This window comes from Hydrogenophaga intermedia, from assembly GCF_023715105.1.
GTDB classification, from domain to species: domain Bacteria; phylum Pseudomonadota; class Gammaproteobacteria; order Burkholderiales; family Burkholderiaceae_C; genus Hydrogenophaga; species Hydrogenophaga intermedia_A.
On sequence record NZ_JAMBNO010000034.1, the window covers coordinates 15189 to 28914 of the forward strand.

General features: G+C 61.8%; 12 protein-coding genes and 1 pseudogene. 11 read left to right on the top strand and 2 right to left on the bottom strand.

Annotation, left to right across the window (positions count from 1 at the left end):
• Positions 1 to 1806 (top strand): glutamine--tRNA ligase, encoded by a 1806-nt coding sequence (gene glnS, locus M3149_RS21000; RefSeq protein ID WP_251711341.1) that lies wholly within the window; start codon positions 1 to 3, stop codon positions 1804 to 1806.
• A gap of 166 nt (positions 1807 to 1972) precedes the next feature.
• On the top strand, positions 1973 to 3361 hold the full coding sequence (cysS, locus tag M3149_RS21005) for a cysteine--tRNA ligase (RefSeq protein ID WP_026437596.1): 1389 nt from the start codon (positions 1973 to 1975) through the stop codon (positions 3359 to 3361).
• Positions 3362 to 3798: 437 nt separating this feature from the next.
• Here the strand turns inward: cysS and M3149_RS21010 are convergent, their stop codons facing one another.
• Positions 3799 to 4587 (bottom strand): FAD-binding oxidoreductase, encoded by a 789-nt coding sequence (locus M3149_RS21010; protein WP_026437595.1) that lies wholly within the window; start codon positions 4585 to 4587, stop codon positions 3799 to 3801.
• Positions 4587 to 5195, bottom strand: a complete 609-nt coding sequence (locus M3149_RS21015; protein WP_026437594.1) for a sulfite oxidase-like oxidoreductase — start codon at positions 5193 to 5195, stop codon at positions 4587 to 4589. Before M3149_RS21015 ends, M3149_RS21010 begins: the two co-directional genes overlap by 1 nt.
• A 788-nt stretch (positions 5196 to 5983) precedes the next feature.
• Here M3149_RS21015 and M3149_RS23340 point away from each other — a divergent pair.
• The 9 genes and pseudogenes from M3149_RS23340 to M3149_RS21060 form a co-directional block, all read left to right on the top strand.
• Positions 5984 to 6213: pseudogene (locus M3149_RS23340) on the top strand (peptide-methionine (S)-S-oxide reductase); the annotation flags it as partial.
• Between the two features lie 94 nt (positions 6214 to 6307).
• Positions 6308 to 6799, top strand: a complete 492-nt coding sequence (locus M3149_RS21025; protein WP_026437593.1) for a hypothetical protein — start codon at positions 6308 to 6310, stop codon at positions 6797 to 6799.
• 37 nt (positions 6800 to 6836) lie between these two features.
• Positions 6837 to 8369, top strand: a complete 1533-nt coding sequence (locus M3149_RS21030) for a protein adenylyltransferase SelO (RefSeq protein ID WP_238323269.1) — start codon at positions 6837 to 6839, stop codon at positions 8367 to 8369.
• A 601-nt stretch (positions 8370 to 8970) separates the two neighbouring features.
• Complete coding sequence (gene msrB, locus M3149_RS21035) at positions 8971 to 9390, top strand: peptide-methionine (R)-S-oxide reductase MsrB (RefSeq protein ID WP_238323271.1); 420 nt, start codon at positions 8971 to 8973, stop codon at positions 9388 to 9390.
• Positions 9387 to 10784, top strand: coding sequence for a mercuric reductase (locus tag M3149_RS21040; protein WP_026437590.1), 1398 nt, complete (start codon positions 9387 to 9389; stop codon positions 10782 to 10784). Before msrB ends, M3149_RS21040 begins: the two co-directional genes overlap by 4 nt.
• Positions 10785 to 10799: 15 nt before the next feature.
• Complete coding sequence (locus tag M3149_RS21045) at positions 10800 to 11408, top strand: sulfite oxidase-like oxidoreductase (protein WP_026437589.1); 609 nt, start codon at positions 10800 to 10802, stop codon at positions 11406 to 11408.
• Between the two features lie 247 nt (positions 11409 to 11655).
• Positions 11656 to 11928, top strand: coding sequence for a glutaredoxin 3 (gene grxC, locus M3149_RS21050; RefSeq protein ID WP_026437588.1), 273 nt, complete (start codon positions 11656 to 11658; stop codon positions 11926 to 11928).
• A 271-nt stretch (positions 11929 to 12199) separates the two neighbouring features.
• Positions 12200 to 12439: a hypothetical protein gene (locus M3149_RS21055; RefSeq protein WP_026437587.1), complete on the top strand. Its 240-nt coding sequence runs from the start codon at positions 12200 to 12202 to the stop codon at positions 12437 to 12439.
• Between the two features lie 343 nt (positions 12440 to 12782).
• Positions 12783 to 13640, top strand: coding sequence for a hypothetical protein (locus M3149_RS21060; protein ID WP_051249054.1), 858 nt, complete (start codon positions 12783 to 12785; stop codon positions 13638 to 13640).
• Positions 13641 to 13726: the final 86 nt, after the last annotated feature.

The window sequence follows — 13726 nt, forward strand, 5'->3', positions numbered from 1 at the left end:
ATGACTTCTCACGTTGAAAAAGATTTCACCAAGCCAAGCAATTTTCTACGCCACGTCATCGAAAACGACCTTAAGCATGGGGTCTATGCAGCACGCAAATGGGGAGGCAGCCCCGGCGACTCGCTACACCATGCGCAAGGCATGCAAGACCCCGCCAAGGTTCGCACGCGCTTCCCTCCCGAACCCAACGGCTACCTGCACATTGGCCATGCCAAAAGCATCTGGCTCAATTTCGAGCTCGCCAAAGAATACGGCGGCGTGTGTCACTTGCGCTTCGATGACACCAACCCCGAGAAGGAAGAACAGGAATACGTAGATAGCATCCGCGACGCGGTGAAGTGGCTAGGTTATGAGACCTACTTGGCCGATCGCCCCGAAGCGCCCGGCACCACGCAGCCGCATGAATACTTCGCCAGCGACTACTTTGACTTCATGTACCGCGCGGCCGAGTACCTGATCAGCGCCGGGCTCGCCTACGTGGACGAGCAGACGCCTGACCAGATGCGCGCCACGCGCGGCGACTTCAACACGCCCGGCATTGACAGCCCGTTCCGTGCACGTAGCCCCGCCGAGAATCTAGCGTACTTTCGGCAGATGCGCGATGGCGAGCTCGAAGACGGCGCCGCTACGCTGCGCGCGAAGATCGACATGGCCAACTCCAACATCAACATGCGCGACCCGGCGCTTTATCGCATCCGCCGGGCTACGCACCACAACACCGGCGATAAGTGGTGCATCTATCCCATGTACACCTATGCACATCCAATCGAGGACGCGTTGGAGCAGATCACCCATTCGATTGCCACGTTGGAGTTCGAAGACCAGAGACCGTTCTACGACTGGCTACTCTACCGCTTGGCAGAAGGGGGCTTGATCGCCAGCCCGCATCCGCGTCAATATGAATTCGCGCGGCTCAATGTGACGCATGTGATTACCAGCAAGCGCAAGCTGCGCCAACTGGTCGAAGATGGGCACGTCGATGGCTGGGACGACCCGCGAATGCCCACCCTAGCGGGCCTCCGCCGTCGCGGCTACACACCCGAAGCGCTCAAGCTGTTCTGTGAACGCAGCGGCGTGACCAAGACCGGTGGCTGGATAGACTACGCGAGCCTCGAAGCGGCGCTCCGCGAAACGCTCGACCCCATCGCCACGCGAGCGATGGCCGTGCTCGACCCGGTGAAGCTCGTCATCACCAACTGGGCCGAGTTGATGGGCAGCGACGCCCTGCTCGACGACTGCACCGCTCCTGTGAACCCGCGCGACCCCGAAGGCGGCTTACGACGCTTCAAGATCGGCCGCGAAGTGTGGATCGAACGTACCGACTACGAGGACGTGCAACCCAAGGGCTTCTTCCGCTTGTTCCCAGGCAACAAGGTTCGCCTGAAATACGGCCACACCATCGTATGCACGGGTGCCACGCGCGACGCCGGCGGCAAGCTGGTCGAAGTGCTGGCCACGCTGGTGCCCGATACCAAGAGCGGCACGCCCGGCGCGGATGCGGTGAAGGTGAAGGGCAACATCACCTGGGTCGCGGTTGCCGATGCAGTGCCTGTCGAGGTGCGTCTGTATGAACGGCTGTTTGCCACACCACAGCCTGGCAGCGGGGAATTGCTGGACGAGCTAAACAAAGAGAGCCTGGTGACATGCGCGGCCTTCGCTGAGCCGTCAATGGCCGTAGCGAAGTTTGGCGGTGCTGCGTTCCAATTCGAGCGGCACGGGTACTTCGTAGTGGATGCAAAAGCGGCCAACGATGGCACGCTTGTGTTCAATCGGGCTGCGGGGATGCGAGACAGCCGGGAAAGATAGACGCTGAGCAGATATTGTTTCGCGCAAAACATGGGCGGGGCCAGTGAAACGTTGATTGAAGGCTCGAAGCTGAACAAGGGGTGGAACGACGGGCTGGATATACTGACGGACAGTAACTGAGGGGATCCGGCTCCCATGGCCGCGCCAGCACATTCGCCGCCCTTCCATGCCACTGAAAATCTACAACACGCTGACGCGACGTCTGGAAGCGTTCCAGCCCATCGAGCCCGGTCATGTGCGCATGTACGTCTGCGGCATGACGGTGTACGACCTGTGCCATCTCGGTCATGCGCGCTCCATGCTGGCATTCGATGTCGTGCAGCGCTGGCTCAAGGCCACAGGCTACCGCGTGACCTATGTCAGAAACATCACCGACATCGACGACAAGATCATTGCCCGCGCCATCCTAAATAACGAGACCATTTCCGCGTTGACCGATCGCTTGGTGGATGCCCTGCACCAGGACGCCGATGCGCTGGGCATCGAGCGACCCACCCACGAGCCGCGCGCGACGCAGTACGTGCCACAGATGCTGGCGCTGATCGGCCGTCTCGAGGAAAAAGGTCTGGCTTACCGCACCGAAAGCGGCGACGTAAACTATGCCGTGCGCCGCTTCGAAGGCTACGGCAAGCTCTCGGGCAAATCGCTTGACGATCTGCGTGCGGGTGAGCGTGTGGCGGTGGATGCAGACAAAAACGACCCGCTCGATTTCGTGCTCTGGAAATCGACCAAGCCCGACGAGCCGGCCGAGGCCCAGTGGCAAAGCAACTACGGTGCGGGTCGCCCTGGCTGGCACATCGAGTGCTCGGCCATGAGCTGCGCCACGCTGGGTGAAACCTTCGACATCCACGGCGGCGGTGCCGACCTGCAGTTTCCCCACCACGAAAACGAGATCGCCCAAAGCGAGGGTGCCACGGGCCAGCCCCTGGCGCGCCTCTGGATGCACAACGGTTTGGTGCGTGTGGACAACGAAAAGATGTCCAAGAGCCTCGGCAACTTCTTCACCATCCGCGAGGTGCTGACCAAGTACGACCCGGAAACGGTGCGTTTCTTCATCCTGCGCGCGCACTACCGCAGCGCGCTGAACTACAGCGACGTGCACCTGGACGACGCGCGTGGCGCGCTCAAACGCCTGTACACCGCGTTGTCGCTGGCGCCGGCCGCGCCAGTGGCCCAGATCGACTGGAATCAGCCACACGCACAGCGTTTTCGCGTGGCGATGGACGAGGACTTCGGCACCCCAGAAGCGGTGGCGGTGCTGTTTGAGCTGGCCGGTGAGGTCAACCGCAGCAAAGACCCTGCGGTCGCGGGTCTGCTCAAGGCGCTGGGTGCGACACTCGGTCTGCTGCAGACCGATCCCGCGACCTACTTGCAAAGCAGGGCAGGCGCGTCGGGTGGGCTGAACGAGACGACCATCCTGGAGCACATCGCCGCGCGGGCTGCGGCCAAGCAGTTCAAGGATTTTGTGGAAGCCGACCGTATCCGGGCGGACCTGCTCGAACAGGGCGTCGTGGTCAAGGACAGCCCCGCCGGCACCACTTGGGAACGCACCTGATGGCCACCTCTGAACTGCCCGATCTCGTGCCTGAGCCGCACTGTCGAAGAGAATGACGTCGGTGCGCAAGAGCATCGGCGAGCTCAACGTTCGCATTGAATGCGCTCGCCTCTGCCGAAGCTTTACATCCAGACGTAGGACGGCAGCGCGCTGCTGAAGCCGATCGGTCTTCGCACCCTAGAGCACCAGGACGCCAGGACGCCAGGACAGGACGCCAAGCTTGTAGTGGCCAACGAAGGTGAATATCGGCACTGACCTGCCGAACTCCGCCACGAAAAGGCTGAGCTGGCTTCGACCACCACAGCTCGTGGTTCTTGAGTTGCTCGAATTCCCCGCAGTACCGTGGGCAGACGATCACGAGATCCGGTCGCCGCCAATGAAAGTGCCGAATAGCCCCGTGGGATGATTGAGATGCGCCGCCAAGAGAAGCCCGAAGTTTATGCGCCGCCGTACCGCTCAGTTTTTATGCGGGCCGCAGGTATGCCGGCATCGACCAGTCCGTTGGCAACGGCTTCGACGAACCGATTGGCGCCGCATACGTAGACATGGCGAGGTGTGTGGTCCCAGCGGCCGAGCACGTTGGCGATGGCAGCAGCATCGAGCCGTCGGCCCAGGTCGGTCGGCCGCGGTGGTGGCTCGCGCGTAGTCACGGCGATGAAGGTGAAGTCGGACCGAGCTGCTTCGAGTGCGAGCAACTCGGCACGGAAAGGTAGGTCAGCCGGGGTGCGTGCGGAGCAGACCAACAGCACGGGCATCGGCACCTGCGGCACTTCGACCGTGGCGACCGTCTGCGCCACTACCGCTGTGAGGTCTGCGGCCCACGCGCGCACCATCGCCATCAACGGCGCGATGCCGGAACCGCCCGCGATCAACAACAGCGGCCCGCCATCGGCCGGCCCCCAGACGAAGTGCCCACCGAGCGGCCCACGTACTTCGATACTTTCGCCCGCCTCAGCGATGTCATGGAAAAAAGGTGACACCTCACCATCGTCGAGCTTCTCGATGATGAGCTCGACGGTATCTGCGCCTGGCACCGATGCAATGGAATAGCTGCGTTGCGCGGCATAACCATCGGGAGCGGTCAGCCGTACATTGACGTGCTGACCCGCGCGGTGCGAAGTCAGTGCTGGTAGTTCGAGAAAGACGCTCTTGATGCGTGGCGTGAGTTGCTCAATGCGCTCGATTTTGACGTCACGCCACGGGTCGTTTTGCTCACCGGTCGTCATCAGCGATCGCTCGAATAACGTTGCTCTCGCCAGGGATCGCCGTACATGTGATATCCACGTAGCTCCCAGAAACCGGCTTCGTCTCGCGCGGTGAATTTGAGCCCTTTGATCCACTTTGCGCTCTTCCAAAAGTACAGGTGCGGTACCAGCAAGCGCGCCGGACCGCCGTGTTCAGGCGCCAAAGGCTCGCCGTCAAAATGCGTCGCGACCATGGCTCGGCCACCGAGCAAATCGGCAACAGGCACGTTGGTGTCGTAGTCGTCTAGCGATAGCGCCAGCAGCCAGGGTGTGGGAGCCGCTAGGCCGGCATCAGCGAGCAGGTCGTCGATGGTCACACCTTCCCAGCGTGTGTCGAACTTGGACCACGTCGTGACGCAGTGGATGTCGCCCTCCCACACGGTTCGCGGCAGCGTCATGAACTCGTCCCAGCTCCAGCTTTTCACGGGCCGAGGACCGTTGCTCAGAGTGAACTGCCAAGCGGCCATGTCGATGCGAGGCGTAGTTCCTTTCGAGAGCACAGGAAAACCATCTGTCTTGAACTGCCCTGGCGGCAAGCGGTCAGCAGTGGCTGCAGTGGGCCGTCGCCCGATGAATTTGCGTGTGACCATGTTGAAGACTCCTGCATCGTGTTGTTTAGGGACAAGGCAATCGCTCTTTGCTCAATATTACGCGGCGAATTGGTCCGTTGTGCCACTATGGAGCCCGCGTCTTGCCCGCCGCGCTGGATACCGCCTAGTTTGGCAGCGCGGTAGGTAGCGCGGGACATGGTGAGCCCAGACCGCGCAGACTCACGAGCCTGCGAAGCCGGCATTTACTCGATCGTCGTGGGTTCATCCACGATGGCATGCGACGAATGCCAACTGTAGGGGCGCTGGCGCTCAGGATAGTCCGACTTTTGGCGCCCAACGTCCAGACCTTTTGAGCGCCCCTCCTCGTCCCCATTAGAGTTGGCGACCGAGACGAGCTATCGCGGCGCACCCCCGTCCACCCTTGTCATCCAGTGCCACCGGAACGGTACCCAGTGCCGTGCTGTGCACGCGGAAAGGTCTAACTGACGGTCAGGCCAGCTGGTTAACCGACGGACGTGTGCAACCTGCATCGCCATCGCTGCCCGTCCTGCAACTCGTCGAATCCGGCTGAGCATCTGCCCATACCGTTCGTGGCGCAGGGGCAGGCCCAGCTTCAGCTCGGCCACGAAGGCAGAATCGGACGCACGGAGTATTTATCAAGACGCGCCGGCGTCTTGTCGTGCCGGCCTTCGGTTCAAATGAGAAAAGAATCAAAGGATGCAGCCTGTGGGCGACGCCATCTCGTCGCCTGCAGTAGCACGGGTTCGATCAACCGCAACCCGGCTTGCGAATTCGATTGCATGGTCCGGGCCGCAAGGAGTCGCAACATGAGTTCGAAAGAAATTGCCGTCCTCGCTGGAGGTTGTTTCCGGGGCATGCAGGGCTTGGTGCGCAAGCTTCCGGGCCTAGCAGCACATGCGTCGGCTACAGCGGTGACGTTTCCAATGCCACCAACCGTAGTAGCGGCACGCTCGCCGAGGCATTCGAAGCAGAGTTCGCTCCGGTCCATGCCAGTTTTCGCGCGCTGCTGGAATTCTTCGTTCAGATCCACGATCCCCACAGGCTTGCCAAGCGCGTGACCACCGTCGCATGAGCGCTTGCCCCGGTCAACCAGCGAACGGTCCGGGTCCGTACTCTCATTCAAGGATTCCATGACGAGCGACCACTTCCACCTCAACGCCCCTAAGTTGCGAGTTCCGCAGTGGATCGACGCGCACGGGAACCCGAGCCAGCCACTCGAGTTGGCCGATCTCGGAGACGGGTTCAAGGTGATCTTTTGCTTCCAGCACGGGTGTCCGGGTTCTCACAGCCACGGATTTCCGACACTCAAGACGCTAGTGGAAGCACTGTCCGGTCAAGGCTTCGGGTTCGCGGCCGTGCAAACAGTGTTTACGGCCGCCGAGACAAACACATTCGATCGATTAAGCGAGACGCAGCAGCGCTACGGATTGGCTATCCCGTTCGGCCACGACCCGGCCGTGGACCGCTATCCGAGCCTGATGGCGGATTTCGAGACGCGCGGCACACCGTGGTTCATCGTTTTCGACCCGCTGGGGGAGGTCCTTCACAGCGACTTCTACCTCGATGATGAGCTCCTGTTGCGGGACTTCGGCCGCGCCGACGAAGTGTCTCAGGCGGAGTGACGCCGACTGCCAACGACCCCCGAACTTGGAGACTGAATTGCAAACCACCGTGACCGGCCCGAACGATCAGCCCGGCGACCCGGCATCGCCAACAGCGCTGCACATGCCATTCGACAACAGCTACGCGCGCGATCTTGAGGGCCTGTATGCGAGATCAAACCCAGCAGGCTCGCCAGCGCCTCGGCTGCTGCGGCTGAACCGCGACTTGGCTGACGAGCTCGGCCTGGACGCCGACGAAATGTCCTCAGCCGGCGGCCTCGCCGTGCTCGCCGGCAATGCCGTGCCGGCCCAGGCGCAGCCGCTGGCGCAGGCCTATGCCGGGCACCAGTTCGGCGGCTTCTCGCCGCAGCTCGGCGATGGCCGCGCCCTGCTGCTGGGCGAACTCATCGACCGCCACGGCCGGCGCCGTGACATCGCCCTGAAGGGATCGGGCCGAACCCCGTTCTCGCGTCGTGGTGACGGCAGGGCCGCACTTGGACCCGTGCTGCGGGAGTACCTGATGGGCGAGGCCATGCATGCCCTAGGCATCCCCACCACGCGCGCGCTGGCCGCGGTGGCCACCGGCGCGACCGTACAGCGCGCGCAGATCTTGCCTGGCGCCATCCTGACGCGGGTGGCAGCCAGCCACTTGCGTGTAGGCACCTTCGAGTACATCGCCGCCCGAGGCGACGAGGTCCTGCTGCGCCGGCTGGCCGACTACGCCATCACGCGTCACGATGCAGCACTGGCCGGCACCCCCGACACCTACTTGGGTCTGCTGCAGGCGGTGGTCGAGCGTCAGGCTTCGTTGGTCGCCCGCTGGATGGGCGTGGGCTTCATCCACGGCGTCATGAACACTGACAACATGACGATCTCCGGCGAAACGATCGACTACGGCCCTTGCGCTTTCATGGAGCACTTCGACCCCAATGCCGTATTCAGCTCAATCGACACCTCAGGCCGCTATGCCTATGGCAATCAGCCGGCGATTGCGCAGTGGAACTTGGCACGCTTGGCCGACGCTTTGCTGCCCCTGATCGACGCCGATGCCGAGTCTGCGGCCCAACGCGCCGGCGCGGCTGTAGAGGCATTTGCCGAACGCTTCGACTTTCATTGGACGTCCGTCCTGCGGCTCAAGCTGGGCTTGGACGGCAGCGGTGGGGACGACCGCGCGCTGGCCGACGACTACCTGACGCTGCTGAGCCAGTACCGCATCGATTTCACGCTCGCGTTTGCCCGCCTGGCCGACGCGGCCCAAGGCAACGACACGCCGCTTCGCGCGCTGTTCGGAGGGGCGGACGCAGCGCTGGAACTTTGGCTGAAGCGCTGGCGCGAGCGCACCCACGCGGTAGGCACAGACCTGGACGAACTCGCGGCGGCCCTGCGGAGCGCCAATCCGATCTACATCCCGCGTAACCATCACGTCGAAGCGGCGCTAGCGGCGGCCGTGGAGCGCGATGACTTGGCACCTTTCGAGCGCCTGCTGCGGGTGCTGGAACACCCTTTCGACGAGCATCCGGCGGACAGCTCGTTAGCCGAGCCCGCACCGGCAGAGCAGACGGAGAACTACCGTACCTTCTGCGGCACCTGAACGGCGGATTCCCGAGCGCAACTACTCAACCGCACCTGGAGGAACAACCATGCAAGAAGACAGCGTACAAGCAGGCATCACGGGGGAACCCGCGCCCGAACTGGGCGTGACGCAATGGATCGACGCAGCCGGCCAACCCCTGGCCGACTATGGTCTGGACAAGATGCGCGGGGCATTCAAGCTGATCTTCTGTTTCCAGGACGCCTGCCCAGGCTGCCACGTGACCGGCTTTCCCTCGCTGGTCCGTGTGGTCGAGGCGTTTCGCGGTTCGCCCTTCGTCAGCTTTGTGGCGGTGCAAACGGTTTTCGAGGACTTTGAATCCAACACCGTAGATCGGGTGGCAGCGAACCAACGCAAATACGCACTGCCAATACCGTTCGGCCACGACGCCGGCGCCGGCCGCGTGGGCGCCAGTTCGGTGCTGATGCAGCGCTACCGCAACGGCGGCACACCCTGGTTCATCCTTGTCGATCCCAGTGGCGCGGTGGTTTACAACTACTTCCGCATCGACGTCGAAAAACTCATTGCCGAGCTCAAACGCGCCGAGTCGGCGCCACCTGTGCCCACGCCAGATGCAGGAACCATCACCTGGCGAGAGGTCATCCAGCACGCGCAAGGCAACAATCCACCGCCGCCACGGCGGCTCGAGCTCGACGACGAGCAGTGGCGTCAACGCCTGACGCCCGAGCAGTACCGCGTCACGCGACAGAGGGGAACCGAACCTGCGCACAGCTCGGCCATGTGTACCTTGTTCGAACCCGGTGTTTATGGATGCGTGTGCTGCGGTACCGAACTGTTCGACGCTTCTAGCAAGTTCCGAAGCAAGAGTGGTTGGCCCAGCTTCAGGCAGGCGCTGGCGCCCGGGCTGATCGCGCACCACTACGATTCGAGCCATGGTATGACGCGCATCGAGACCACCTGCAATGTGTGCGACGCGCACCTGGGCCATGTTTTCCCCGATGGGCCCGAACCCAGCGGCCTGCGCTACTGCATGAACGCTGCGGCGTTGGTCAAGTCATGATGAACTTCGACACTATCGTTATCGGTGCTGGGCAGGCAGGGCCGTTTCTGGCGGCCAAGCTCGTGGATCGCGGCCGCAATGTCGCGCTGGTGGAAGCCCGCGACCTTGGCGGCACCTGCGTCAACCGAGGCTGCACACCCACCAAGACTTTGCGCAAATCGGCGCGAGTGGCCTACCTGGCCCGTCGCGCTGCCGAGTTCGGAGTGAATGTGGGCACGGTGAACGTCGACTTCGCCGTCGCCATGCAACGCATGCAAGATAGGGTCGACCAGGCGCGATCCGGACTCGAGAGCTGGCTCGGCGGGTTGCAGGGCCTGCGCATCATTAAGGCCCACGGCCGGCTGACGGGTCGCGATGGTGGCGAGTTCCTGGTGCGGGCGGGCGAACACATTTTGCGCGCGCCTCAAATCATCCTGAACACGGGTACGCGCCCCTCCGTGCCGCCAATTCCGGGTCTGGCAGAAAACCCGTACCTTGATAGCGAGGGACTGTTGGCGTTGCGCGAGCTGCCCCGCAAGTTGGTGATCATCGGAGGCGGGTACATAAGCCTTGAGATGGCGCAGATCTTTCGCCGCCTCGGCAGCAAGGTCGCCATCATCGAGACGGGGCCGCGCTTGACGGGACGGGAAGACGTCGACGTGTCCGCTGCAGTCACCGAGATGCTGCAGGCCGAGGACATCGACGTTTACATCGGCGTGTCTATTGCGGCAGTCAAACCGGGGGAAACCGAGGGCGGCACCTGTGTTCAACTGGCCGACGGCCGCATCATTGGCGGCAGCCACCTGCTGGTGGCTACCGGCCGCGCGCCCAACACCGACGATCTGGGGCTGGATAGTGTGGGGTTGAGGGCCAACATGCGTGGCTACATCGCCACCAACGATCGGCTCGAGACCGACGTACCAGGCATCTGGGCGCTGGGAGACATCAACCAGCGCGGGGCCTTCACCCACACCAGCTACCACGATCAGGAGGTTCTGGCCGAGAACCTCGCGGGCGGGCAGCGTAGCGCCGACGCGCGCAACAGCATCTATGCCATGTTCACCGATCCACCACTGGCACACGTGGGGTTGTACGAAGCCGAGGCCAAGCGCCTAGTGGAAAAAGAGGGTCGACGTATTTCGCAGGCCGTGCACGCGATGAAGGACGTGAGCCGGGCGAAGGAAGAGAGTGAAACCGTGGGCGTGATCAAGCTGCTGATCGATGAAGACAGCGGCCTGTTCCTGGGTGCCACGATGCTGGGCATACAGGCCGACGAGATCATTCAATCCATTGGCCTGGTGATGGCCAGCCAGGGCACCTGGCGCACGGTGCGTGAGGCACTGCCAGTGCACCCCACCGTCACGGAATTCCTGCCCACCATCATCGACCGCCGCAAGCTCTTGGTGGTGAACTAAATAGAGGGAGCGAAGATGCCGATCAATCGATCTTTTCTTGGCCGAAACCGCGGCGTCGACAACCACGGGGGTCGTTTGCCGCCGGGACAGTCTCTGACTGAAGGTTTCCCAGTCCTGACCCATGGGCCTTCACCGCGCCCGCGCAGCGATGACGAATGGGTGCTGACCATGAAAGTCGGCCCGCGACTGGTGGCCCAATGGACTCTGGCCGAATTCAAGGCTCTGCCGCAGAGCGAGCAGGTGGTCGACATTCACTGCGTGACCACCTGGTCCAAGTTCGACACGCGATGGCGTGGCGTCACAGTGGACGACCTTCTCGCCGCAGCCGGCGTGCAAGCACCCACCCCCTGGGTGCTTGCACATTCGCAGGACGGCTACAGCACCAACCTGCCGCTGGCGGACTTGACGCAAGGGCGCGCCATGGTCGCCACCCACTTCGACGACAAACCCCTGACGCACGAGCACGGCGGACCTGCACGCCTGTTGGTGCCGCACTTGTATTTCTGGAAATCAGCCAAGTGGCTGAGTAGCCTTGAGTTCACGACTGAGGAAGAAGCGGGGTTCTGGGAGCTGCACGGCTACCACATGCGCGGTGACCCGTTCAGGGAAGAGCGTTATGGCTGAGCTTGCCAGTGGCGCAAGCGGGCGGTTGGATCTGGTAGGACGCGCAATTGACCTTCGCTACGCCGCGCAACGTTTGGAACACCCCTTTTGTGCGCCGATGGCATCCATCTACAGACCGTGCTTTCCACATTCAGCTCGCACGCGGGTATGAGAGTGATGAATTCGATACCACCGCGAAGGCGTTCACCTTCTCCTTAGGCTGAGATGCCAAGGCTTATTCTTAAACATTGATTATCGGAGATGCAATATGAAACCTGATGTACTGCTCTACACGACGGGTTGGTGCCCGTACTGCCGACGGGCCAGGACGCTCCTAAAGGAAAAAGGAGTGCAATGGAAGGAACTTGACATTGATGCTAACCCAGCTCACCGACAGGCCATGACCGAAGCGTCGGGCCGAGACACCGTGCCGCAGATATTCATCAATGGTACGCATGTCGGTGGCTCCGACGACCTTGCTGACCTCGAAGCCAATGGAGAGCTTGACCAACTTCTCGCGACCAATCCGCCTTCGAGTTGAGCGGTTATTGCTCGGACACGTCGGCCCGAGCACCAAGTGTTCGTTGATTGGACGCCTTGGATCCGGCTATTTCGAAGCACCGCTTCCTCCCCAGGCAGGCCGCTCTCACAGAGAGCGAGCACTCCCCGCTCTCAAACGGGATCGCTCCGGCTAAGGGTAAGTTCGCGACAGACCCGCTATGACGGCCCCCTGCTCATTCATTGGTGGGACCCTTCCACCTCGTTGCGAGTAGCATGCTGCCAAAAGTGCAACGCTTTGAGGAGACTCGGCCATGAGCGACTACAAACCTATCAGTTGCGAGTTCCACGATGTGCTGGAATCTCTAGCGACTAGGCATACGAATGCCGAGGTGGAATACCTCAATACCGAAGGCGAATCACGCAGGATCAACGCAGAAATTCGGGACGTGTACGCGCGCGGCGGCGTTGAGTTTCTGGCCTTGAGTTCGGGTGATACGCTGCGGCTGGACCAGCTTGTATCGGTGAATGGAGTCAGACTCTCGGACTTTTAGCCAACCAGCCACTCGCAACACCAATTTGGTTGTTCAAGCGTCGGGGCAAGCCCTTCACCTGACTCAATCTCGGACGGAGCGCAAGCGTTTTGCGTTTCTTCAGGCCGGCGCTCTGATGGCTTAGCGTGAGCATGTCAGGAGCCCGACGCGTCCGCTACCAAGCGAAAGTTCCTATGGACAAGCCATCGCGAACTCACAAGAATGAGTTGCCCGCTGGCCTTGGCTTCCTTATTTGTAGCGTGGCACCACCATCCGCCAGCGCTATCGTCAAAACTGACGGCCATGGCGATTCGAGACAGGCCGGGTGCACGGCCCTCCTGGAACTCCGGCATCCCATCTTCCTATGAACCAAGCCGTCAGGTACCTCACTAAGTCCCGCTTCAAGCTGGCCGCCGAATGTCCAAGAAAGCTCTACTACACGGGCAAGAAGGACTACCTCGACCGATCGCTTGATGACAGTTTTCTGGCCGCCTTGGCCGAGGGTGGCTACCAGGTTGGTGAATTGGCCTGCCTAATTCATCCCGGTGGCGTCCGTGTAGACGAACTCGACCACCAGGTCGCACTCGCCAAGACTGCTGAACTCCTGCAGCAGGATGAAGTCACTATCTTTGAAGCTGCGATTGCTGTCGACACTCTGTTCGTGCGCGTCGACATCTTGCGCAAGAGCGGAACGCGTATCGAAATTATTGAAGTCAAAGCGAAGTCCTACAGCGCGAAGAAGGATGGTGATTTCAAAGGAACCAAGGGCCAGTTGAAGTCAGACTTCCTGCCATACCTGCAGGACGTGGCTTTTCAGCGCTACGTGTCAGAGGCGGCTTTCCCTGGTCACCAGGTTCGCGCATTCCTGATGCTTGTCGACAAAGAGCAATTCGCGACAGTCGATGGACTCAATCAGCGCTTCAAGGTGGTCGTGGAAGGAAGACGCCTGAGGGTCCAAGTTACGCCGGGCACGACGCCGGAATCCCTTGGCCAGTACCTGCTGGTCAAGGTGCCGGTGGACGGACAGGTCGACATGATTCTGTCAAGCACTCTGGCAGTCGGGCCGGCGGATCTGCGTCCCTTCCCTGACGCTGTGGGTGCGTTCGCTTTTGCCTACTCTCAGGACAAGCCGCTCCTTCCCGTTCCGTCATCGGTTTGTGGTGGCTGCCAGTTCAAAGCGCCTAGGGAAGGTCTGCATAACCCCCGCCGCAGCGTGAGCTGAGTCGTCGATTTTCAGATGACGACATGGAAGGCGGATACCGATGGTTTTTGAAGGCGGATTTCGGCCTTCTGCGGCCGTTTTGACCT

Bases quoted from the DNA above. Each gene is read 5' to 3' on its own strand.
- cysS (WP_026437596.1), top strand. From the start codon at position 1,973: ATGCCACTGAAAATCTACAACACGCTGACGCGACGTCTGGAAGCGTTC.
- grxC (WP_026437588.1), top strand. From the start codon at position 11,656: ATGAAACCTGATGTACTGCTCTACACGACGGGTTGGTGCCCGTACTGC.
- M3149_RS21060 (WP_051249054.1), top strand. From the start codon at position 12,783: ATGAACCAAGCCGTCAGGTACCTCACTAAGTCCCGCTTCAAGCTGGCC.
- M3149_RS21045 (WP_026437589.1), top strand. From the start codon at position 10,800: ATGCCGATCAATCGATCTTTTCTTGGCCGAAACCGCGGCGTCGACAAC.
- M3149_RS21055 (WP_026437587.1), top strand. From the start codon at position 12,200: ATGAGCGACTACAAACCTATCAGTTGCGAGTTCCACGATGTGCTGGAA.
- M3149_RS21015 (WP_026437594.1), bottom strand. From the start codon at position 5,195: ATGGTCACACGCAAATTCATCGGGCGACGGCCCACTGCAGCCACTGCT.
- M3149_RS21010 (WP_026437595.1), bottom strand. From the start codon at position 4,587: ATGACGACCGGTGAGCAAAACGACCCGTGGCGTGACGTCAAAATCGAG.
- M3149_RS21040 (WP_026437590.1), top strand. From the start codon at position 9,387: ATGATGAACTTCGACACTATCGTTATCGGTGCTGGGCAGGCAGGGCCG.
- M3149_RS21025 (WP_026437593.1), top strand. From the start codon at position 6,308: ATGACGAGCGACCACTTCCACCTCAACGCCCCTAAGTTGCGAGTTCCG.
- glnS (WP_251711341.1), top strand. From the start codon at position 1: ATGACTTCTCACGTTGAAAAAGATTTCACCAAGCCAAGCAATTTTCTA.